We start from the raw sequence: 23,308 nt of genomic DNA, 5'->3' as shown, positions 1-23,308 counted from the left end.
ATTATGCTGCATGGCAACTCTCAACTCCCAACTTTCAATTATCTCAACGCTTCCACCTCTTCCGGTGTCAACGGAATCTTTTTGCCTAAGCGACGTGCACCGGTTTCCGTTATCAGATAATCTTCTTCATTGCGGATGCCGCCGAAGTTGCGGTATTCTTCCACTTTATCATAGTTGATGAAGTCCTTAAACTTCTTCTCACCTTTCCACAGGTCTATCAGTTCGGGAATAAAGTAAATGCCCGGTTCAACGGTATGTACAAAGCCCGGTTCCAGAGGAATGGCAAGACGCTGGCTCTTACGGCCGAACTGCGTACTCTTGGGCTGACCGTTGTAACCCACCCAAATCTCTCCGAGGTTTTCCATATCATGCACATCCAGCCCCATCATATGTCCCAATCCATGAGGATAGAACAAGGCATGCGCGCCTTCGCGCACGGCATCTTCGGCATTACCTTTCATCAGGCCGAGGCTTTTCATGCCCTCTACCATAACACGGGCGGAAAGGTCATAAACATCCATATAAGGAATACCCGGACGAAGCGCCTTGACAGACTCCAGATGCATCGCATTCTGAATCTCGTAAACGGCTCGCTGGCGAGGGGTAAATGTTTTATCGGCAGGAATCGTGGAAGACATATCACCCGCATAGCCCGACTCAACTTCCGCACCGGCATCAATCAGGAATAAATCTCCCGGCTTCACTCTATTGCCATGATAATGATTGTGCAAAGTCTGTCCGTTGACCGTAGCAATCGTCGCAAAAGAAAGCTCGCAATTATTGGACTCGGCCACCCGGTTCATCTCCGCTACGACTTCGTATTCATACATGCCCGGACGGAGCACTTTCATTGCCGTAATATGCATATCGGCCGTCACATTACACGCCTTTTCTATTTCTTCTATTTCTTCGGTGGACTTATAGCTGCGCTGCGCCACAATCGCGCGGATAAAAGGGACAGAACCTTCCTGACGTGCAGGCGGAATGCCCAGCCAGTCCATCAGTTTCAACTTATGTTCCGCCCGGTAAGGGGGGAGATAATGCACGGTCTGTCCTTTGCGCACCGCTTTGTGAAGATAGTCCGCGATGTCGGAAGAAGGCATCACATCCGTAATGCCCACACGCTCACTTTTCTCTTTCAGGGTAGGCTGGGTGCCCATCCAGACGATATGGTCAATCGTGAGCTCATCTCCAAATATAATCTCCTTGTCCCCGTCAAGGTCGATAATCGCCGACAAACCGGCAAACGACAAGCCGAAATAATATAAAAATGTAGAATCCTGGCGATAACGGAAGGTATTATCTTCATAATGCAGTCCTTGCTCGTCATTACCTAAGAACAGCAACACTCCTGAGCCTATGTTTTTCTTCAGCAGGGCCCGACGCTGTATATACGTTTCTTTAGCAAACATGATATTCCGTAATTTTAATAGTTATACCACAAAGATAAGAAGAAAATTTGAAAGGATAAGATAAAACCCGAACATGTATGAAGAAGAACCATTCAGTAGCCGAACCCGTGTCCGATGCCCTACCCCTGTCTTCCCTATGGTAAGATACTATTAAAAGGCTTATAATATAGTATTGAAAGGCTTTTAATATCATATTATAAGCCTTTTAATACTATCTCACCCGTGAAGCGACCTCTACTCATACAGTGCAAAACACAACCAAGCTGCGTCTTTCTTGTTAAATATAATAAGAGAAGATTTCTCGTTCCCGAACTATTCACTATTTTTGCAAAAAGTGCGAAGATAAAACTTATCTTTGCAGCGAGTAAATAAAGTAAAGTATGGCACAAGGTTCCCGACAGATACAGACCCAAGCGCAACAGCAGATACAGACGCTATCACCACAACAGATTCTGGTGGTAAAGCTGTTGGAGCTTCCGGCAATAGAGCTGGAAGACCGTGTACGTGCCGAACTTCTGGAAAACCCTGCACTGGAAGAGGGGAAGGATGATGCCGCCAGTGATGAATATTCCGATACTTCCGACGCAGACTCCAACGCAGAAGACGGCGGAGACACCGATTATGATTCTTTAAGCGACTATCTCAACGAAGACGACATACCCGACTATAAATTACAGGAAAACAACCGAAGCAAAGGAGAGCAAGCCGAAGAGATTCCTTTCTCCGACGCTACTTCTTTCTATGAAACCCTGAAAGAGCAGCTGGGTGAACGCAACCTCACCGAGCACCAGCGTGAATTGGCCGAATATCTTATCGGCTCATTGGACGACGACGGCCTGTTGCGCAAGTCTTTGGAAAGTATCAGCGACGAGCTTGCCATTTATGCAGGCATCGAAGCTACCACCGAAGAACTGGAAGAAGTATTAAAAATCATTCAGGACTTCGACCCCGCCGGATTGGGAGCCCGCGATTTGCAGGAGTGTCTCCTCATCCAGATACGGCGCAAGATAGAGCAGCAACATTTCACACCCAATCCGCTGCTTTATATCGAAGAAGCCATTATCGCCGAATGTTACGAAGAGTTCACCCGCAAGCACTGGGACAAAATACAGCAGAAACTCGGATTGGAAGAAGAAGCCTTTCAGCAAGCCATCAAAGAAATCTGCAAACTGAACCCGCGTCCGGGCGCATCATTAGGTGAAGCCATCGGCAAAAACCTGCAACAAATCGTGCCGGACTTTATTGTAGATACCTATGACGACGGCACAATCAACCTGTCACTCAACAACCGGAATGTTCCTGAACTGCGTATGAGCCGCGATTTCACCGAAATGGTAGAGGAACATACCAAAAACAAGGCGAATCAGTCTAAAGAATCCAAAGAGGCCATGATGTTTCTGAAACAGAAAATGGATGCGGCACAGGGGTTTATCGATGCCGTCAAACAACGTCAGAACACCTTGATGACTACCATGCAGGCCATCATCGACCTGCAACGTCCTTTCTTTCTGGACGGTGACGAGTCACTGCTTCGCCCCATGATACTGAAAGATGTGGCCGAACGTACGGGACTCGATATTTCAACAATCTCCCGCGTCAGCAACAGTAAATATGTACAGACCAACTACGGCATCTATCCGCTGAAGTTCTTCTTCAACGACGGATATGTTACGGAAGACGGTGAAGAGATGTCCGTACGGGAAATACGGAAAATCCTTAAGGAATGCATTGACAACGAGAATAAGAAGAAGCCTTATACCGATGACGAACTGACCGAAATCCTGAAAGAAAAAGGATACCCGATTGCCCGCCGTACCGTAGCCAAATACCGCCAGCAATTGAATATTCCGGTAGCAAGGCTGAGAAAGTAGAAACAAAAGATGATAAAGTGACGGAGTGATAATGCAAAAATAAAGAAATGGCCGTAGAACAACATATTATAACTGACAAGACCCTTATCAGGACAGCCAAGGTAATTTCGGTGATGTTCACACCGTTTTCCATACCTTTCATGGCGTTCCTGATTCTATTCGTATTCTCGTACCTGCGAATCATGCCCCTGCAATACAAACTGATTGTACTGGGAGTGGTGTATTGCTTTACAATCCTTATGCCTACTCTTACCATCTTCCTCTTTCGTAAAATCAACGGGTTCAGTCCCGAAGACCTGACGGAACGGAAACGAAGATACATACCTTTCATTCTGACCATTACCTCCTATGTATTCTGCCTGCTCATGATGCACCGGTTGAATATTCCCTGGTACATGACGGGAATTATTCTTGCCGCCCTCATCATGATGATTATCTGCGTGATTGTCAATTTGAAATGGAAACTCAGCGAACACATGGCCGGCGCCGGCGCCATAATAGGCGGCCTGGTTGCTTTCAGCGCCCTATTCGGGTATAATCCGATAAGCTGGCTATGCATATTCATTCTTATTGCAGGCGTATTGGGTACGGCACGAATTATCTTGCAGCACCATACGCTTGGCGAGGTAATGGGTGGGTTTGCCGTAGGATTGATTTGCTCCTTGTTGGTGCTGCATCCGCTCAGCAAACTAGTATTTCGCCTGTTCAGCATATTCTTATTTTAAATATTAACGCTTAAAACTAACGATTATGAATTTTCCTAATGATGTAAAGTACACGAAAGAACATGAATGGATTCGCCTGGAAGGCGATGTAGCTTATGTAGGAATTACCGATTACGCCCAAGAACAATTGGGAGACATCGTATTTGTCGATATTCAAACGCTAGGCGAAACATTGGCCGCCGACGAAGTATTCGGTACCATCGAAGTAGTGAAAACCATTTCCGACCTTTTCTTGCCTGTTGCAGGAGAAGTACTGGAACAAAATGAGACTTTGGAAGAGCAACCCGAACTGGTTAATAAAGACCCTTACGGCGAAGGCTGGCTCATTAAAATCAAACCTGCCGCCGATGCGGATTTCGACAGTCTGCTGGACGCAGAAGCATACAAAGCATTAATTAACGATTAGGAATTAGGGATTAGGGTTTAGTGATTAGTGATTAGGGGTTAGTGATTAGCGATTGATGAGGAAAGGCTTCAAAACAAATCATCAACGCCCATCATTCCCCCTAATCACCAAACGCTAACCCCTAATCACTAACCCCTAATCACTAATCACTTATAACTAAATAATATGTCTCCAATTGTAAGTATCATCATGGGCAGTACCTCCGACCTTCCTGTCATGGAAAAGGCCGCGCAACTGCTCAATGATTTACATGTACCGTTCGAAATGAACGCTCTCTCCGCTCACCGTACTCCGGAAGCCGTAGAAGAATTTGCCAAAGGCGCCCGTAAACGCGGTATCAAAGTAATCATCGCCGCAGCCGGTATGGCTGCCGCCCTGCCCGGTGTCATTGCAGCCAATACAACGCTGCCTGTAATCGGCGTACCCGTAAAGGGTTCCGTGCTTGATGGCGTAGATGCGCTTTATTCCATCATTCAGATGCCTCCGGGTATCCCCGTAGCCACCGTAGCCATCAATGGAGCAATGAATGCCGCCATTCTCGCCGTACAAATGCTCGCATTAAGCGATACCGGACTGGCAGAAGCCTTTACCGCTTACAAAGAAGGTCTGAAAAAGAAAATCGTGAAAGCGAACGAAGACCTGAAAGAAGTGAAATACGAGTATAAAGTAAACTAATCACTAAACACCAACAACGTGGATATATTCAATTATTCCCGACGAGAAACATCAGAAGTGAATATCGGAGCCACCCCTATGGGCGGCTCCAATCCTATCCGCATACAAAGCATGACCAACACGTCCACGCAGGATACCGATGCGTGTGTGGCGCAGGCCAAGCGTATTGTGGATGCCGGTGGAGAATACGTACGTCTCACCACCCAGGGCATCAAGGAAGCGGAAAACCTGATGAATATCAATGCCGCCCTGCGCCGGGACGGTTATATGGTGCCGCTCGTAGCCGATGTTCATTTCAATCCGAAAGTGGCAGACGTCGCAGCGCAATATGCGGAGAAAGTCCGTATCAATCCGGGTAACTATGTAGATGCCGCGCGTACCTTCAAACATCTGGAATATACCGATGAAGAATATGCGCAGGAAGTCCGAAAGATACGCGACCGTTTCGTTCCGTTTCTGAACATCTGCAAAGCCAATCATACCGCTATCCGTATCGGCGTAAACCACGGGTCGTTATCCGACCGCATCATGTCACGTTACGGCGACACCCCTGAAGGCATGGTAGAATCGTGCATGGAATTTCTGCGAATCTGTGTCGCGGAAGAATTCACGGATGTCGTTATCTCCATCAAAGCATCCAACACCGTAATCATGGTAAAAACCGTGCGTTTGCTTGCCGACATAATGGAAAAAGAAGGAATGCACTTTCCCTTGCATCTCGGTGTGACGGAAGCCGGAGACGGCGAGGACGGGCGCATCAAGTCCGCCTTAGGCATAGGCGCTTTATTGGCAGACGGATTGGGCGATACCATCCGCGTATCTTTAAGCGAAGCTCCCGAAGCGGAAATCCCTGTCGCCCGAAAACTAGCGGATTATATCGCACAACATCATGACCATCCGTATATACCGGGCGCGGCAGCTCCTGATTTCAATTATCTCTCTCCCGACCGAAGAGCCACGGCAGCCGTGCACAATATAGGCGGAGAGAACCTCCCCGTGGTTATTGCGGCACGCCTGGATGGAAATATGGATTTTAATCCGCAGTTCATGCCCGATTATGTATACGTCGGTCGTCAGCTACCCGAACATCCCGCTGAAGGCGTACAATACATCATCGATGCCGACCTTTGGGAAGGACAAACCAATGTATGGCCTGCCTTCAAAGGAGAACAGCTGCCGTTTATCAGCGGATGCAACGCATCGCTGAAATTTCTGTTTGTCACCTACATGGGACTGAATGACGAAGTGATTGCCGGCCTGAAATACCATCCGGAAGTAGTGTTGGTGGCACAAAGCAACCACCCCAACAGATTGGGTGAATATCGCGGTTTAGCGCACCAGCTGATGAATGAAGGATTAAAGAATCCTCTTGTATTCTTCCAACATTATGCTGAAACGGAAACGGAAGACCTGCAAATCAAATCGGCCGCAGATATGGGAGCGCTTATTATCGACGGATTATGCGACGGTATTTTCCTTTTCAACCAAAGCGGCGAAAAGGGTGATAAAGCGATAAGCGATAAAGTGACAGATGCCACAGCTTTCGGTATTCTGCAGGCAGGACGCATCCGTACCAGTAAAACCGAGTACATTTCCTGTCCGGGCTGCGGTCGTACGCTCTATGACCTTGAGAGTACCATCGCCCGTATCAAACAAGCGACATCGCATCTGAAGGGACTTAAAATCGGTATTATGGGTTGTATTGTCAATGGTCCCGGTGAAATGGCCGATGCCGACTACGGATACGTAGGCGCAGGACGAGGCAAAATCAGCTTATACAAAAAGAAAGAATGCATCGAGAAAAACATTCCCGAAGAGGAAGCGGTAGAAAAGCTAATCGAGCTAATCAAGAAAAACGGGGATTATATTGAAAAGTAATATTTCCTCTCAGACAGTAAAGGTGCGCCAGAAGTTATGATTCTGACGCACCTTTATTCTTAATATCTAAAGCTAAGGAATATACGGAAAGATTTTGATTTCATTTTCCACTTATCGCTTTGAATCACATCATCAAAAGCAGGATCTTCATAATCTATGCCTTCATCATCAAAGGAAAGTCCGTTATAAGTAGCTTTCTTTGCCCAACGATGCTCTATACCGAATGAGATAGCCTTATACGCAACAGACGCTCCAAACGCGAAATTGGAAACATATCCGTGTCCGAAACTATCGTCAATCACCAACATGGAATAGGTAGGTACATAATGGAAATATGCGGCAACCTTTAAGTCACCTATCGGATTGACTGTGATAGAAGGACCTACATGCATAGACGCGTCTATCTGATGAATACCCAGGTCAATATCTTCTTCATCGTCATAGTCATAACCTCCATAATCGCCATAAGCGCGTGTGTAGGCTCCATCATTTGCATACGCATCCGGTTCGGAATACTTGGCATAAGAAATATCAAACCAAGTTGCATCGATACCGAACTTTATCATATTCAGCAGCGGCTTCTTATGCAGGTAATACGTTTTTCCAAAAGCCAGAGAAACGCCGAAATCGCTTTTCCATTCCGCTTCGGCATCTACTTTATCTGTCAAAGTCTGGTTTGTGATATAACCGATATTAAAATACTTGGCTCTTTTTTTCCATATTCTCTCATTACGTGCCGCATCTTCGGTTTTCTTCACTCTGCCGGAGAGTTCGTTTACCACTTGCAGTAAAGAATCCTCTCTTTGAGAAGATTGGGTTTCGGAATTAGTTTCTTGAGCAAAAACGCTTTGTCCTGTCAAAATCACGGTTGACAGCACCAACCAAAATAGTTTTTTCATCATAACTTGTCTGTGTTTTGCTTATGGTTCCTTCGTTCAGCATACCAGTAATCTTAGGAAAGCGCAGGAACACTAAAGGAAACTCCCTTTAACGCTTATTCGTTTTATTTTTACAAAAATAAAGGATTGCACACATACGCACAACGGGACAAAAACGAGATAGAAACTAAAAAACCGAAATAGCGAACTATTTCGGTTAAAATAAGGATTATGATGATGTTTTTTATTTTCCCTTTTTGCTCTCATCCGGCTTAACCGGCGGGACACTGAGCATTTCTTTATATTCTTCCGGAGCGGTCAATATTCCGACGGCCTCCTTCAAGTCTTTATCATCTTTCAACTGTTGGATGATACTTCCCCGCTGATAGTAATAACGTTTGATAATTTCCACCGCAATCATCTCCTTTATATCCTTTGAGAAATGATCAAGATCACGGTCCAAGTTATGAGACAGTTTCTTCTCCAAAGCCTTGAATTCATCCGACGCATCCGTCAGGTATCCCTCAAACTCCGCCATTTCTTTCAAGTTCTTCAAAATCTTCTCGGTCTGCTGGTCGTACTTGAAGTCAGCTTTCTGTACCATCGCCTTGAAGTCGGCATAGTCGGCATCCGTTATCTTAAAATCTTTAGGAGCCGGAATTGTCGGATGCTTCAAACAGTATTCCGTAGCATAATTAAATATCAAGTTGTCATTCACCAAATAAAACAAGATATTAGGCAATTTATCCTGCTTGACGGTAATATCGGGAGTAACCCCGCCACCGTCACGCACCTCACGTCCGGCAGCAGTGTGGAATACGGTAGTCAGGCTATCCGGAATACGCCCCACACTGCCGTCCTCATTACGGTGTTTATAGTCGATAGCCTGCACACAACGCCCGCTCGGAATATAGTATTTGGAAGTCGTCAGCTTCATTGTACCTCCATAAGGCAGCGGACGAGTGGTCTGCACAAGCCCTTTTCCGAACGTACGGTTACCCACCACCACTGCACGGTCGTAATCCTGCAATGCGCCTGCCAAGATTTCCGACGCGGACGCCGTAGCGCTATTCACCAGCACAGCCAGCGGGATTTCCAAATCCAGCGGCTCGCGCAACGTCTTGTACGTATTGCTTGCCTGCTTGGTCTTTCCTTTCGTCGTCACCAGCGTTTTGCCGCGCGGCAGAAAGAAGTTGGCTATTTCCACAGCTTCGTCCAACAAGCCGCCGCCGTTATTACGCAGGTCGATAACCAAAGAAGTTATTCCCTGTTTTTTCAAATCGAGAAATGCCTGTTTGAACTCTTTGGAAGGATTACCGGAGAAAGTGCTCAAATTGATATAACCGATATTGTTATCCAGCATTGCATAATACGGAATAAAAGGCAACTGAATAGAACGGCGAACAATATCGAATTCCAACGGCTGCTCCGTTCCGGGGCGTTGTACCTTCAATTTGAAACTTGTACCTACCTGCCCGCGAAGCATTTCGCTTACTTCCTGATTATTCTTTCCCGCAAGGTCTTTACCGTCTATTTCCAGAAGAATATCACCGGCTTTCAAACCCACGGTAGCCGCCGGCATATTTTCATAAGGCTCGGCTATCATGGAACGTTTCAGCTTGGTATTCCAAGTTATGATAGAGCCGATACCGCCATACGTATTCTTCAACATTTGTTCCAGTTCGCTCTGGTCGTCTTCCGGAAAATATTGCGTATAAGGGTCGAGTGAATACAACATGGACTCGATACCGGTACGAATAGTCTTGTTCGGGTCTATCGTATCCACATAGAACATATCCAACTCTTTCACAATAGAATTGAATATATCCAGATTCTTTGCCACCTGGAAACTACGGCTGTCTCCACTCTTAAATCCGAAAAAGAAGCTTGTACCTACTACCGACAATAGGACGGCTATCCAACGTATCTTTAAATATTTCATAATATCCTAATTTATCATTATTATATCTTCCTTTATCTTCTCCCACTTTGAATCCGGCAGTTCCGTTCCAATCACCTGTATTACCTCACCCGACAGAATAGACCCTATCTTTCCGCACTTCTCCAAAGAATATCCGCAGGTCAGTCCGTAAAGAAAACCAGCTGCAAAAAAATCTCCGGCACCGGTAGTGTCAACCACCTTTGCCACCGGTACAGCCTCAACACGTACTTCCTCCGTTCCTTTACGAATCAGCGAGCCGCGTGCTCCCACCTTTACAATGGCAATACTACACATTTTAGCGATAACATCCAACGCCTCCTCGGGTTCTTTACCGGTAAACGCTTTCGCCTCTTCTTCATTGGCAAAGACAATATCCACATATTTATTTACCAACAGAGAGAAAAATTCATGATCACCCGCCACAATATTATAGCTTGCCATATCCAGGCAAACCTGCAGACCGGCCTCTTTGGCCAGTTCGATGGCACGAAGAATCATATCGTGTTCCTGTACCAAATAGCCTTCTATAAACAGGTAAGTATATCCTTTGAACATCTCCAGCGACAAATCTTCCGCTTTCAATGTAGACGCCGCCCCCAGATATGTACCGAAAGTACGCTCCCCGTCGGGAGATATAAAAGTAGAAGCTACCCCCGAAGGCAGGGTATCGGAAAGTAACAAATTAGCTTCCGTTCCGCGTTTTAACAAACTTTCCCGATAAAAGTTACCATAAGAATCATTATTTACCTTTCCGATAAATCCGGTACCCGCTCCAAGCTGCGCCATACCTCGAATGGCATTCCCCGCAGAGCCACCGGTCGCCAAATGAGTCTTCACCCGGCTAAAGTATTTATTGATTTTCAGCAATTTATCTTCATCAATCAGAGTCATACTACCCTTAGGCAACTCCATTTCCGCTAAGATTTCATCACTGTCAAGGGTTGCTAACACATCGACCAATGCGTTTCCCAATCCAATTATTTTGTCCATTCCTGATATTTTTTTTGCAAAGATATTGCATATTTCAAAATATCCTATTACTTTTGCAGCGCATTTGAGAAAAAACAACATTCTTCCTTAGCTCAGTCGGTTAGAGCATCTGACTGTTAATCAGAGGGTCCTTGGTTCAAGTCCAAGAGGAAGAGCGAAAGAAAAAACTTGAATGCAACATTCTTCCTTAGCTCAGTCGGTTAGAGCATCTGACTGTTAATCAGAGGGTCCTTGGTTCAAGTCCAAGAGGAAGAGCGAAAAGGTTCGTCATTGCGGCGAATCTTTTTTTATTTCCAATAATCGGTATTTATCAAAAATTCGCTACGGCAAGTGTCAGCACACTGATACGCACGCCCTCTACGTCCCTAAATACATCGGCGCACGCAGTGGTGGTAGCTCCGGTAGTAAGTACATCATCTACCAACAGGATATGTTTTCCGACGAAACGTTCGGGATGGCGGAGATGAAAGATGCCGTCCACATTCTCCCACCGCTCATAGGCAGACTTGCTTGTCTGCGTCTCCGTATGCTTCCTGCGCATCACGGAAGCAGCATCCAAAGAAATACCCGTAACCGCAGCCACACCTTTGGCGATACATTCACTCTGATTGTATCCCCGCATCCGTTGCTTACGGGGATGTAAAGGGATGGGCACAATGACGTCCACACTATGAAAGAACCCCGAAACAGTCAGTTCCGCCGCCATAAAACGCCCCATTGTCTCTCCCAAGTCCTTACGGCCGCCATATTTCAATTGATGCAGTATCCGGCGGAAATCACTGCCCTTATGGTAAAAGAAATAGGAGGTAGCACGTTCCAAAGGAAGTTTTCCCCAGAACATACGTTCCACCGGATTGTCCGTACGAAGATGATAATCCGTACGGGGCAGATTCATATTACATTTCAGACAAATAGCCTCCTCTCCTTCCTGCAAGGGTGTGCCACACACAGCACACTGACGGGAAAAGAACAAATGAAGAAAAGATAAAAACCAGGTTTTAAGCGTGTTTTCCATAATACTGCCAATTCAAAAAATCAGCGTAACGTCCATAACCGCATGCCGGAGCGCTACATGCCCGAAGGCATGGCTTCCTCTACCAGCTGCAACAGGAACGGATGCAACCGTCCGTTGGTAGCAACCACATGATGCCCGTCGATAAAACAGGCGTTACCATAAAAATCAGTCACCTGTCCGCCGGCTTCCTGTACAATCAAGGCTGCCGCCGAAAAATCCCATTTTCCAAGAAAAGCCTCCAGCCAGGCATCGAAACGTCCGGCAGCCACATAACAGATGGCCATTGCAGCGGAACCATTCATACGAATACCTGCCACCTTGCCATACAGTTCATGTATCAGATACTCTCCCGTACGGGCATACTGCTCCGAATTATAAGGAAGCTCCGCTACTACAAAAGCGTCCTCCAACCTGCCGACGGAAGACACCTGTATGGGCTGTTCGTTAAGATACGCGCCACCGCCTTTCCAAGCATAGAAGCACTCGTCCAGACAAGGGTCATAAACCACTCCCAGCAGCAACTCGCTCTTATTGCGCAAAGCGATGCTGACACAGTAAGGCGCATTGTCATGAATATAGTTGGTAGTGCCGTCCAGCGGATCCGCCACCCAGCAATAAGGTTCATCCCGGTAGACTGCCGAACCTTCCTCCACAATGAAACCGGCTTCGGGCAAAAGAGCTTTCAATGCGGCGACAACACGCTTTTCAGACTCTTTATCCACATAGGAAACATAGTCATGGGCATGCTTTTCCTCTACCGCTTCCCTGCGGAAACTTTTCCGTTCTTCCTTTAGGAAATGTCCTGCCGCACGGGCTATGTCACAGACCTTACCGGTCAGAGTTTTCAAATCATCCATCATTCAAGAAATTATTTGTCCGCCACCTGTTTATAAATGAGCTTTCCACGTTGGCCTACGGTCCACTTGCCATTCTCCAAGCGCACGTTCTTCGTATCGTCATCTTCCATATTCCAGGCATATCCCCCGGCAGGCAAGCTACGACGGTCAAGAATTTCGTTCGGAGCGTCCGCTTCCGAGAAAAACAGTTCTACTTGAGTGGAGTCGGGACTGAACACAATAAACAGTGTATTCTCCGCATCGTCAACAGAAGCCAGGCGAACTCCTTTCTCCCACAGACGGATACAATCTTTCTGCACCTCGCTCCATGTATACCCTGCCGAAGCGATACATCCATGTTCATCCTTATCGTCCCCTACTATTTCCGTTTTCTCCGTTTCAGCGGCAGCGGCAGCATTTTTTTCACGACTGTTTCCACAGCCCGCCAGAAACGCTCCGGCGCATGCCAGGCAAACAGACATCATTTTTACATTCATAGTTATCGGCTTTTAAAATTTTATACGCATGCCAAAGGTAGAAACAAATCGCTAATAAAAAAAGTTTCTCTCCCGATATCACGGTTTCAAATAGACCACCGTCTTACCGCTGCCATACTTACGTATCACGCCCTCCTCAAGATACCGGTTCAAATCGGTCATTGCCCGATGCTTCACCAATCCCGTTGCCGATTCATAATCCGTACGCGTGATACATCCATATTTATCCAGATGCCGCAACAGCTTTTCTTTCCGTTCCTCCTCACTCATCGAGGAGCGGGACACATACGGAGAAGCCTTACGCTCCAACTCCATCGTATCGAAACGGCTGCGGAACTTACTGCCCAGCCGCAGATTCACGTTCTGAAAGTGTACGGACGGGGAACGGATTTCTTTTTTGTCGGTAACCGGACGGTCACATTTCAACGAAACGGAAAAATAGCCCAACTCTCCCACTTCCACAGTCCAACCCTCGGACAACCAACTGTGCAGCTCGTCCGTAACAGCCTGCAAAGTTCCGTCAAGTATGGCGGGACTGAAGCCGGTAGCCTTAGCCACCAGCTCACGGAATTTGTCGGCGGAGATAGTTCCCCTCGGCAGGATACGGGCGTGCAGGCGGACATCATCACGGTTCTCACTCGAAGGATTGGGGGTTTGATACAAATCATAATAAGCGCTCATATATAATAAGGTGTTAGATTGGCATTATCAGCCAATACGTTTATAAACAGCAAGAAGCCGCATCGCCAACCATAATTCGTCAGACAGATGTCATCCTTGCGTTAAACAGCCGTTGCCCGTTCGTTAGACAGTTGTCTAACGAACGGGCAACGGCTGTTTAACGAATTAGCATTCGGTGTCAAAGATACTAATAAATCCGATAGGAATGCATAAATCCCGTGAATCCGAGATTTAATTTATTCAACATGATGTCCAAACCGGAAAGCACGTGATATCAATAATGTTCCATCCTATATCACTTATGTCTAAAAATGAAAGACCAAAGGCGTTTTGTTCATTCAAAGGCTATATAAATAATTATTTTTGCTTTACATTTACAGAGGATTAAGTGCAGTCCGCCCCACTGAAACGGATAGACAAACAACTACTTATTAATATACCAAACGAAAAAACATGAAAAAAAGTATTCTATTTATCACGAGTCTTTTCCTCTGCATTTTCTGTCTGAAAAGCAATGCCCAACAAAGCCGGACAGAAGTCACCTGGGAGAAGATGGAAGATGTCACAGTGCCCGTTCCACCGCAAGTACATCCCCGGCTTTATGTACGTTCCGCCGATTTGCCGGATTTAAAGAAACGGATGAACCATCCGCACGTAAAGGAAGTTCTGGCTACCCTGACAAAATTAGGCAAAGACCGTACGCCCGAAGAAGAAGCGAAAGTTAAGGACAGAGGTTTCCGTTACTATTTCGAAATGCGTGGCGTAACCAGCCGCGTACAGGTGCAAGCGCTCGACTACCTGGTATACGGTGATAAGAAACAAGCCAGAAGCGCCATTACCGCCATGCTGGACACACTTCAGAACGTCAATTATGGGACAAAGGGAGACCTGTCACGCGCCAGCGGTGTGATGCTGACCTGCGGCGCAATGGTATACGACTGGTGCTACGACCAAATGAAAGAGTCTGAGAAAAAAGCTTATATCGAATCATTCATCCGCATAGCCAAAACAATGGAATGCGGTTATCCGCCCCGCAACAACGAACCGATTGCCGGACATTCCAGCGAATGGATGATACTGCGGGATATGCTTTCTGCCGGCATAGCCATCTACGACGAATATCCGGATATGTACAACTACGTAATAAAGATGATGTTCAAGGATTATCTGCCGGTAAGAAACTACATCTACTCCGGACACAACTATCATCAGGGAACAAGCTACGTAAACGTACGTTTCAGCAATGACCTCTTCTCTCTCTGGATTCTGCAGCGTATGGGTGCAGGGGCCATATACAGCCCGGCACAGCAGTTCGTTCTGTATGACTTCCTCTATCGCCGCCGTCCCGACGGACAAGTAATGCCGGCCGGCGACACCAATCCCATCAGGAAAAACACACCGTCCTATTCGCTGCCCGCCATGCTGGCGTCCAGTTTCTACAAAGACAGCTATCTGGCATACGAATACGAACGCAAGCCCAACATCGAACGCCACTGTCTCATCTTCGACATCCTGTGGAGAGACTTCGATTTGAAAGCCAAAGCACCCGATGACTTACCGCTGACACGTTACTCCGGAAGTCCGTTCGGCTGGATGATAGCCCGTACGGCATGGGACAAGAACAGTGTGATTGCCGAAATGAAAATAAACGAACAGTTCGTCGGTAACCACCAGCATATGGACGGCGGTTCTTTCCAATTGTATTACAGAGGCCCTCTGGCTATCGATGCGGGAGCCTATCAGGGAAGCTCCGGCGGATATAACAGCCCGCACAACAAGAATTTCTTCAAACGTACCATCGCGCATAATTCTCTGCTGGTATATAATCCCGACGAGAAATTCGCCTGCTGGAACTATGGCGGAGGCGGCAAGACCGAATTTGCAGCCAATGACGGCGGACAACGTATGCCCGGCGACCGTTGGGAAACCTGCCGCTCATTCAAGCAACTGTTAAGCAAGGAATATACTACCGGTAAAGTCCTGGGACACGGATTCGGACCCGACGCCTATAAGCCCGACTATTCCTATCTGAAAGGCGACATCACTCAAGCCTATACAGAGAAAGTAAAAGAGGCCAAACGCTCTTTCGTTTTCCTGAATCTGCACGCTGCCGAGGTTCCCGGCGCGCTGATCGTATTTGACAAGGTAGTATCTTCCGACCCGCAATTCAAGAAGTTCTGGCTATTGCACAGTATTGAAGAACCCGTAATAGAAGGAAACCGCTTCACTGTTCGGCGCACGAAGAACGGCGATACGGGAATGTTGCAAAACCACGTATTGTTGCCCGAAACGGGAAATGCCCAAATAGAAAAAGTCGGCGGCAAAGGAAAAGAGTTCTGGGTATTCGGGACTAACTATCCGAATGACGCACTGCCCAACCGCCCCGATGACGCCAACGAACGAGGAGCATGGCGTGTGGAAGTATCTCCGGCCGCTCCCGCCACCGAAAACTACTTCTTGAACGTAATGCAGGTTGCGGACAACACTTGCAAACAGATGAATAACGTGAAACGCATTGACGCGGAGAAAGTGGTAGGCGTACAGATAGCCGACCGGGTCGTTACCTTCAGCAAAGACAGCCGGCCTTTGTCCGGCAAAGTCGATATGACAGTGGACGGAAACGCTACCATGAAATTCGTCATCACCGACCTCATTCCGGGAACATGGCAAATAAAGAAAGACGGGAAAGTGTATATCCCCGCCATGGAGGTTCGTTCGGACGACGGTATTCTTTCTTTTGAAGGTACTGCCGGTCATTACGAGTTTCTGCGCTAAACAGATATTTTAAATAACCTGCCTGGCTATCCAGGCACAGGCTTCCGCATCGGCCAGCGCATGGTGGTGTTGCTCTAACCGGTAACCACACCATGCCGCTACCGTATGCAGTTGATAATCGGGAAGTCCTTTAATGGCACGGCGTGACGCCTGTAAAGTGCAACGGAAATCATAGTCGGGATAATCCATGCCATAAGTACGAAATACCGCTTTCAGGCAACTTTCATCGAATGCTTTGTTATGTGCCACTAATGTCAGTCCCTCGATACGAGGCGCGATTTCCTGCCATACTGTCGGAAAAACAGGTGCACAGGCCGTATCTGCCAGGGTCAGACCATGTACACGCGTATTCCAATAAGTATAATATTCCGGTTCGGGACGAATCAGACTGTAATAGTTATCTACAATTTCTCCATCCCGCACAATGACGACACCGACACTGCATACACTGGTACGTTGCTCATTGGCCGTTTCAAAATCTATAGCGGCAAAATTCTCCATGAAGCGATTTATTTATGCTATCTCCGAATTTATTTTCAGAAAGTTATAATCAGTTGGTAATTAAAGTGCTATACATACCTTTATAAGACTTTATGGGTACAAATGCGACTATCTAAGTACATTTAAAGCACCCGTCCGTTTTGGCATGTTGTAACTTCGCACTGTGATCACAAAGATATAGGATTTCGAAGTAACAACCATTAAAAACAAAAAAGATTATGGCATTCCGTTATGTAATTAAAAAAAGAGTTTTCGGTTTTGATGAAACCAAGTCTGAAAAGTATGTAGCCGCTTCGTTCTCTGTGGGAGAAATCAGCTACGATAAATTATGCGACCAAGTTACGAAAGAAGGTATGGCTCCGCGCGGCGTAGTAAAAATGGTTATGGACGGACTGATTGATGCGCTCAGCACTTACGTCAGTCTTGGAGCAACCGTAAAATTAGGAGATTTCGGCACTATCCGTCCGGGACTGAACTGTAAAAGCCAGACTGAAGCCAAAAACGTAACCGCCGACAGCATTTACCGACAGAAACTTATTCTCACTCCGGGGAAAAGACTGAAAGATATGATAAAGGGCTCCGGCGTAACACGTATCTCAACTAACGGCGAGGACATTACGGCGGGCAACGGCAACAATGGCGGCGGTGGCAATAGCGGAGAAGAAGAAAATCCGTTGGGATAAACGTTTATAGAAATATGTAAAGACTAACCGGCCAACAACCAAAAAGCGATGAATCTCCTCTCTTACATATAGGAGAGGAGGTTTTTCACTTTCGTTCAGAATGACAAATGATGGCTTAAATCCATTTTGTACATCTCTTTGTATATGGATAGATTTTCCTATCTTTGCCTACTGCAACCACTAAAACTATAAACAATATGGAACATCCTCTTTCTCAATTCAGATATTGTCCGAAATGCGGTTCGGAACATTTCGAAACTCATAATGAAAAATCAAAAATCTGCAAGGATTGCGGCTTTGTCTATTATTTCAATTCCTCTTCCGCTACCGTTGCCCTGATACTGAATGAGCGGAACGAACTATTAGTGTGCCGCCGCGCTAAAGAACCGGCCAAAGGAACACTGGACTTGCCGGGCGGTTTCATTGACATGGCGGAAACCGGCGAGGAAGGAGTAGCGCGTGAGGTGAAAGAAGAGACGGGTATGACAGTGACACAAGCCGAGTATCTGTTTTCACTGCCGAACATCTATATTTATTCAGGATTTCCCGTACATACGCTGGATATGTTTTTCCGCTGTACGGTAACCGATACTCTGCATTTCGAAGCAATGGACGATGCGGAGGAAGTTTTCTTTCTTCCTTTACAAGACGTGCATCCGGATGATTTCGGACTGGCTTCCATTCGTAAAGGTCTGCAAATGTTCCTGTCCGGCATATCCTAAAAAAGCCAAATAATCGGAACATTTTCAAACCAAAACCCGTATTTTTGTAAAAGCATCCATTCTATAACCGAAGATGAAACATAAAATTTACCGCATAGTATACACTGCGCTTTGCTGCGCACCATTGCTCGCGACAGCACAGACGAGCGAGAAAATCACTTCTCCGCAACGACTGTATGAAGAAGGACGGAATCTGTTCCAACAAAAGGCATTTGCCGCAGCCATGTCTCCTTTACATACTTTTGTAAAACAACTCAATGCGGAAGGCAACCCGTTGTTTGCCGCCGGAGACAAAGAAGAAGCCGAATATATGCTGGTATGTGCCGAATACGAACTGAGAAGTCCCAATAGTATAGAACTATTGCGAAGTTACCTCGATGTGTATCCCGACACTCCTCATGCCAATCGTATTTACGCCCTTATAGCATCTGCCTATTTTTTCGAGGGGAAATATGATGAAGCACTCGCCATGTTCAATTCCGCCCGGCTCGACCTCCTAAGCAATGAAGAGCGGGATGACATGACCTATCGTTTGGCAACCTGTTTTCTGAAAACGGGCAATGTGAAAGAAGCCGCTATCTGGTTTGAGACATTACGCAGTACCGGCTCCAAATATGCAGCGGATTGCACGTATTACCTTTCGTATATCCGCTACTCACAACAACGGTATGAAAACGCTCTCAGCGGTTTTCTCAGTCTGCAAGACAATACGAAATACAAGACGCTCGTCCCCTATTACATTGCGGAAATATATCTGATTAAAAAGAATTATGACAAAGCGGAAATAGTCGCGCAAAACTATCTCTCTGCCTATCCCAACCAAAAATATACGGGAGAGATGTACCGCATACAAGGTACGGCCGACTATCATTCCGGCAAATACCACGAAGCCGCAGAAGCTTTCAACCAATACTTGAAAGACAATGTGGAATCCACCCGAAGAAGAGACGCGCTCTATATGTTGGGAATGTCCTATTATCAGACGGGAGTCTATTCGCAGGTTCCTGTCATTCTGGGTGAAGTAACTACCGATAAAGACGCGCTTACGCAAAACGCTTACCTGCATATGGGATTAGCCTACCTGCAGCTTGCCGACAGGAATAAAGCCCGTATGGCATTTGAACAGGCCGCCGCATCCGACGCTGACCAGAAAATAAAGGAACAGGCATCCTACAACTATGCTCTCTGCATTCACGAAACGTCTTATTCCGCATTCGGCGAGTCAGTGACAGTCTTTGAGCATTTCCTGAATGAGTTTCCCAACTCCGTATATGCCGATAAAGTAAGTAACTATCTGGTAGAGGTCTATATGAACACCCGCAGTTATGATGCCGCCCTCAAATCCATTGAACGCATTGCACGTCCCGGAAAGGCTATCTTGGAAGCCAAGCAGAAAATCCTGTTCCAATTGGGAACCCAATCCTTTGCCAATACGCAGTTCGAACAGGCAATCAATTACTTCAACCAAAGCATTGCCTTAGGCCAATATAATCTGCAGACAAAAGCCGACGCCCTTTACTGGCGGGGCGAATCGTATTATCGGTTGAACCGTATGCAGGAAGCTGCCCGTAACTTCAACGAGTATCTGTCACTTGCCCCGCAGAAAAATACGGAAATGTATGCCCTTGCCTACTACAACTTGGCATACATAGCTTTCCACAAAAAAGATTATGCAACGGCACAAGACCGTTTCTTGAAATTCATCCAACTGCAAAAAAACGGAAACGCCACTGTCCTTGCCGATGCGTATAACCGTATCGGCGACTGCTACATGCATGTCCGCCGTTTCGACGAAGCCAGACAATACTACACCCGGGCGGAAAACCTGGGTACGCCTGCCGGTGATTACTCCTACTACCAACTGGCTTTGGTGTCGGGCCTGCAAAAGAACTATGACGGAAAAATTACGTTACTCAACCAATTGGCCAGCAAGTACCCGAATTCACCCTATGCCGTCAATGCGCTTTATGAGAAAGGCCGTTCGTACGTGCAAAGCCGTAACAGTAACCAAGCCATCGCTACTTTCCGGGAGCTGCTGAACAAATATCCCGAAAGCCCCGTCAGTCGTAAGGCTGCCACGGAAATCGGACTGTTATATTATCAGAACGATGATTACAACCACGCTATCGAAGCTTACAAATACGTCATCTCCAAATATCCGGGCAGCGAAGAAGCACGGCTTGCCATGCGCGATTTGAAATCCATCTATGTGGAAGCCAACCGTGTGGATGAATTCGCTGCGCTTGCCGCTCAAATGCCGGGCGTCATCCGCTTTGAACCCAGCGAGCAAGATTCGCTGACTTATATCGCCGCAGAAAAAGTGTATATGAAAGGGGAAATCTCCCCTGCAAGAGAAAGTTTCATCCGCTATCTGCAAAGCTATCCAAACGGAGCGTTCAGCTTGAATGCACACTATTATCTGAGTCTTATCGGAAAAGAGCAGAAAGACGAAACCGCCGTACTGGAGCATACAAGCAAACTGCTGGAGTATCCGGACAGTCCGTATTCGGAAGAAGCCTTGTTGATGCGAGGGGAAATCCTCTTCAACCACAAAGAGTACGAACGGGCCCTGGCAGACTACAAACAGCTGCAAGCCCGTACCACAACCGCCGAGCGCCGACAACTGGGCCTCACAGGCGTACTGCGCTGTGGTGTGTTATTGAAGGATGAAATTGAAGTGATACAGGCTGCGACCGCCTTACTGGCCGAAGCCAAGCTGTCCCCCGAATTGCAGCATGAGGCTTTATACTATCGAGCCAAAGCCTATCTGAACCAAAAAGCGGTGAAGAAAGCGGCGGATGACTTGAAAATTCTGGCACAAGATACCCGTACATTATACGGTGCGGAAGCCAAGTATCTGGCAGCACAACTGATGTACAACGCCGGCGACTACGCTGCCGCCGAAAAGGAAATATTGAACTTCATCGACCAAAGCACACCGCACGCCTACTGGCTGGCACGCAGCTTCATCCTTCTGTCCGACGTATATGTTGCCATGGACAAGAAACTGGATGCACGCCAATATCTGCTAAGCCTGCAACAAAATTATCATGCAGACGATAATATTGAAGGAATGATTCAAGAAAGACTGGAAAAGCTGAAATAAAAGAACACAATGAATATGAGAAAGATACAATATATTCTCAGCGGAATAACGCTGATAACCCTACCTTTGGGTACCCATGCCCAACAACAGCCTCAAGACTCCACTGTGAACCGGACAGTTGTTGTGGAACAGGAGTATAATCCCGATATTCTGGACGCGTCCAAAATAAACGTGCTTCCTAAAGTAGAGCCGCCGACCGCCAATAAGAGGACAGTGGAGTATGATGTAACCCTTATGCCCGCCAATACAGTTCCTGCAACTGTCATGCAGGCATATACCGGAAAAGAGACGCAAGCCAAGACACAGCCCGGATATATCAGACTGGGCTATGGTAATTACGGGAATCTGGATGCACGTGCCAGCTATCTGTTCACGCTATCCAACAGTGATCGTATCAACCTGAATTTCCATATGAACGGTATGGATGGCAAACTCGAATTACCTGACAATGACGGCAAATGGAATTCTTATTACTATCGTACTCATGCCAACATCGGTTATTTACATTGCTTCAAGAAAGTAGACTTGGATGTTGCGGGTAACTTTGGATTAAGCAATTTTAATTTCCTGCCTGATGCAGCCGTCAGAAAACAGAAATTCACTTCAGGCGACATTCATTTCGGAGTGAAATCCACGGATGAGGAACTGCCTCTCCAATTCAGCGCAGAGACCAACCTGATGCTCTATGAACGCCAATACGATTTCGGTTCACTGAACAATCAAGAGAATATTATCCGTACCAAAGCACTGGTTGCAGGCGGCATATCCGAGAAACAGATTGTCGGTATCGGTTTGGCAATGGACAATGTACTGTACAAGAATAATAATTTTGAGAACTACACCTCACTCAACCTGAACCCGCATTACCGTTTGGAAAACGATGATTGGAAAATACGTATCGGCGCACAGGTTGACATGGCTTTCGGTTTCGGAAAGAAATTCCGGGCAGCTCCTGATGTGGCGGTAGAGTATAACTTCGCGGATAGCTACATCCTATATGCGCAGGCCAAAGGAGGAAGAGTGCAAAATGATTTCCGCCGTTTGGAGGCATTCTGCCCATACGGGCTGGTAACTTCGCAACCGGATGCCACATACGAGCAAGTGAACGCCGCCCTCGGCTTCAAGGCCAGCCCGGCAATCGGTTTATGGTTGAACCTATATGCGGGATACCAGAATTTGAAAGATGATTTGTTTTTCCATCCGGCAGGTCTCGATGAAACTACAGAGGGACACTACCGGACGCTCGCCATCAGCCAATGGAACACCAGCAACATCTATGCCGGTGCAGAGGTACGCTACGACTATAAAAACATATTCTCATTCGTCGCTGCCGGAACTTACCGCAGTTGGGATGCAAAGGATAACAGTCAATTCGGTGTCAAAGACTATGTGCTCACTTACAAGCCGGCCTTTGAAGCCAATCTGCATATAGACGTACATCCTATATCCGCTTTACTCCTTAATCTTGGCTATCGGCATATTTCGCGCGAGAAGGTAGAGGAAGGCAAGGTTAATGCAGTCAATAACCTTTATTTAGGCGGTAGTTACGAGTTTTTTAAAGGAATATCCGTTTATGCCCGCATAAACAATTTATTAAACCGGAATTATCAATATTACTGGGGATACCCGACCGAAGGCACCAACTTTATCGGAGGTGTAAGTCTCAAATTCTAATCTCCGGATTAAAAACATTACGAGCAAAAAAGGACATTTTT

General features: G+C 46.7%; 19 protein-coding genes and 2 tRNA genes. 12 read left to right on the top strand and 9 right to left on the bottom strand.

The genetic code is table 11. The annotated features are described in order from the left end of the window. Positions 1-38: 38 nt before the first annotated feature. Positions 39-1,412: an aminopeptidase P family protein gene (locus BUB52_RS10945; RefSeq protein ID WP_009122194.1), complete on the bottom strand. Its 1,374-nt coding sequence runs from the start codon at positions 1,410-1,412 to the stop codon at positions 39-41. A gap of 380 nt (positions 1,413-1,792) precedes the next feature. Here BUB52_RS10945 and rpoN point away from each other — a divergent pair, with 380 nt between their 5' ends. The 5 genes from rpoN (at position 1,793) to BUB52_RS10920 (ending at position 6,967) form a co-directional block, all read left to right on the top strand. Next, a complete protein-coding gene (gene rpoN, locus BUB52_RS10940) occupies positions 1,793-3,283 on the top strand; it encodes an RNA polymerase factor sigma-54 (RefSeq protein WP_009122193.1) in 1,491 nt (496 codons plus the stop codon). Between the two features lie 47 nt (positions 3,284-3,330). Next, positions 3,331-4,008, top strand: a complete 678-nt coding sequence (locus BUB52_RS10935; RefSeq protein WP_009122192.1) for a membrane protein — start codon at positions 3,331-3,333, stop codon at positions 4,006-4,008. Positions 4,009-4,033: 25 nt separating this feature from the next. Further along, on the top strand, positions 4,034-4,414 hold the full coding sequence (gene gcvH, locus BUB52_RS10930) for a glycine cleavage system protein GcvH (protein ID WP_009122191.1): 381 nt from the start codon (positions 4,034-4,036) through the stop codon (positions 4,412-4,414). A 165-nt stretch (positions 4,415-4,579) separates the two neighbouring features. Then, a complete protein-coding gene (purE, locus tag BUB52_RS10925) occupies positions 4,580-5,089 on the top strand; it encodes a 5-(carboxyamino)imidazole ribonucleotide mutase (protein ID WP_009122190.1) in 510 nt (169 codons plus the stop codon). 18 nt (positions 5,090-5,107) lie between these two features. Continuing rightward, entirely contained in the window at positions 5,108-6,967 is a 1,860-nt protein-coding gene (locus BUB52_RS10920; protein ID WP_073212653.1) for a 4-hydroxy-3-methylbut-2-en-1-yl diphosphate synthase, read from the top strand. Positions 6,968-7,026: 59 nt separating this feature from the next. Here BUB52_RS10920 and BUB52_RS10915 read toward each other — a convergent pair whose 3' ends face one another. The 3 genes from BUB52_RS10915 to BUB52_RS10905 form a co-directional block, all read right to left on the bottom strand. Then, the gene (locus BUB52_RS10915; RefSeq protein WP_009122188.1) at positions 7,027-7,869 is read right to left on the bottom strand and encodes a hypothetical protein; all 843 of its coding nucleotides are present in this window, start codon (positions 7,867-7,869) and stop codon (positions 7,027-7,029) included. A 220-nt stretch (positions 7,870-8,089) separates the two neighbouring features. Further along, the gene (locus BUB52_RS10910) at positions 8,090-9,787 is read right to left on the bottom strand and encodes a S41 family peptidase (RefSeq protein WP_009122187.1); all 1,698 of its coding nucleotides are present in this window, start codon (positions 9,785-9,787) and stop codon (positions 8,090-8,092) included. A 6-nt stretch (positions 9,788-9,793) separates the two neighbouring features. After that, positions 9,794-10,777, bottom strand: coding sequence for an adenosine kinase (locus BUB52_RS10905; protein ID WP_039950790.1), 984 nt, complete (start codon positions 10,775-10,777; stop codon positions 9,794-9,796). 81 nt (positions 10,778-10,858) lie between these two features. Between BUB52_RS10905 and BUB52_RS10900 the strand changes: the two genes are divergently transcribed. Together BUB52_RS10900 and BUB52_RS10895 are read left to right on the top strand one after the other, a co-directional pair. After that, positions 10,859-10,932 (top strand) — tRNA-Asn (locus BUB52_RS10900). Between the two features lie 26 nt (positions 10,933-10,958). Then, positions 10,959-11,032, top strand: a tRNA-Asn gene (locus BUB52_RS10895). Between the two features lie 55 nt (positions 11,033-11,087). Here BUB52_RS10895 and BUB52_RS10890 read toward each other — a convergent pair. The 4 genes from BUB52_RS10890 to BUB52_RS10875 all read right to left on the bottom strand — a co-directional run bounded on the left by BUB52_RS10890 (position 11,088) and on the right by BUB52_RS10875 (position 13,806). Further along, a complete protein-coding gene (locus tag BUB52_RS10890) occupies positions 11,088-11,792 on the bottom strand; it encodes a ComF family protein (protein WP_009122185.1) in 705 nt (234 codons plus the stop codon). Positions 11,793-11,845: 53 nt separating this feature from the next. Then, positions 11,846-12,649, bottom strand: coding sequence for an inositol monophosphatase family protein (locus tag BUB52_RS10885; RefSeq protein WP_039950863.1), 804 nt, complete (start codon positions 12,647-12,649; stop codon positions 11,846-11,848). Positions 12,650-12,660: 11 nt separating this feature from the next. Beyond that, a complete protein-coding gene (locus tag BUB52_RS10880) occupies positions 12,661-13,125 on the bottom strand; it encodes a hypothetical protein (RefSeq protein WP_009122183.1) in 465 nt (154 codons plus the stop codon). A 78-nt stretch (positions 13,126-13,203) separates the two neighbouring features. Further along, complete coding sequence (locus BUB52_RS10875; RefSeq protein ID WP_009122182.1) at positions 13,204-13,806, bottom strand: HU family DNA-binding protein; 603 nt, start codon at positions 13,804-13,806, stop codon at positions 13,204-13,206. A gap of 453 nt (positions 13,807-14,259) precedes the next feature. On the opposite strand from BUB52_RS10875, the gene hepB reads away from it, so the two are divergent. Next, on the top strand, positions 14,260-16,581 hold the full coding sequence (gene hepB, locus BUB52_RS10870; protein ID WP_009122180.1) for a heparin/heparin-sulfate lyase HepB: 2,322 nt from the start codon (positions 14,260-14,262) through the stop codon (positions 16,579-16,581). A gap of 9 nt (positions 16,582-16,590) precedes the next feature. Here the strand turns inward: hepB and BUB52_RS10865 are convergent, their stop codons facing one another. Beyond that, the gene (locus tag BUB52_RS10865) at positions 16,591-17,082 is read right to left on the bottom strand and encodes a 3'-5' exonuclease (protein ID WP_009122179.1); all 492 of its coding nucleotides are present in this window, start codon (positions 17,080-17,082) and stop codon (positions 16,591-16,593) included. A gap of 218 nt (positions 17,083-17,300) precedes the next feature. Between BUB52_RS10865 and BUB52_RS10860 the strand changes: the two genes are divergently transcribed. From BUB52_RS10860 to BUB52_RS10845, 4 genes are all read left to right on the top strand, one after another. Next, entirely contained in the window at positions 17,301-17,765 is a 465-nt protein-coding gene (locus BUB52_RS10860) for an HU family DNA-binding protein (protein ID WP_009122178.1), read from the top strand. Positions 17,766-17,962: 197 nt separating this feature from the next. Beyond that, positions 17,963-18,487 (top strand): NUDIX hydrolase, encoded by a 525-nt coding sequence (locus BUB52_RS10855; RefSeq protein ID WP_009122177.1) that lies wholly within the window; start codon positions 17,963-17,965, stop codon positions 18,485-18,487. Positions 18,488-18,560: 73 nt separating this feature from the next. Further along, on the top strand, positions 18,561-21,593 hold the full coding sequence (locus BUB52_RS10850; RefSeq protein WP_009122176.1) for a tetratricopeptide repeat protein: 3,033 nt from the start codon (positions 18,561-18,563) through the stop codon (positions 21,591-21,593). A 9-nt stretch (positions 21,594-21,602) separates the two neighbouring features. Next, positions 21,603-23,267, top strand: a complete 1,665-nt coding sequence (locus tag BUB52_RS10845; protein WP_009122175.1) for a TonB-dependent receptor — start codon at positions 21,603-21,605, stop codon at positions 23,265-23,267. Positions 23,268-23,308 lie beyond the last annotated feature (41 nt).

Source organism: Bacteroides clarus YIT 12056 (assembly GCF_900129655.1).
GTDB classification, from domain to species: Bacteria; Bacteroidota; Bacteroidia; order Bacteroidales; family Bacteroidaceae; genus Bacteroides; species Bacteroides clarus.
The sequence above is the reverse complement of the archived record's forward strand: the minus strand, read 5'-3'. Positions and strand labels throughout refer to the sequence as shown.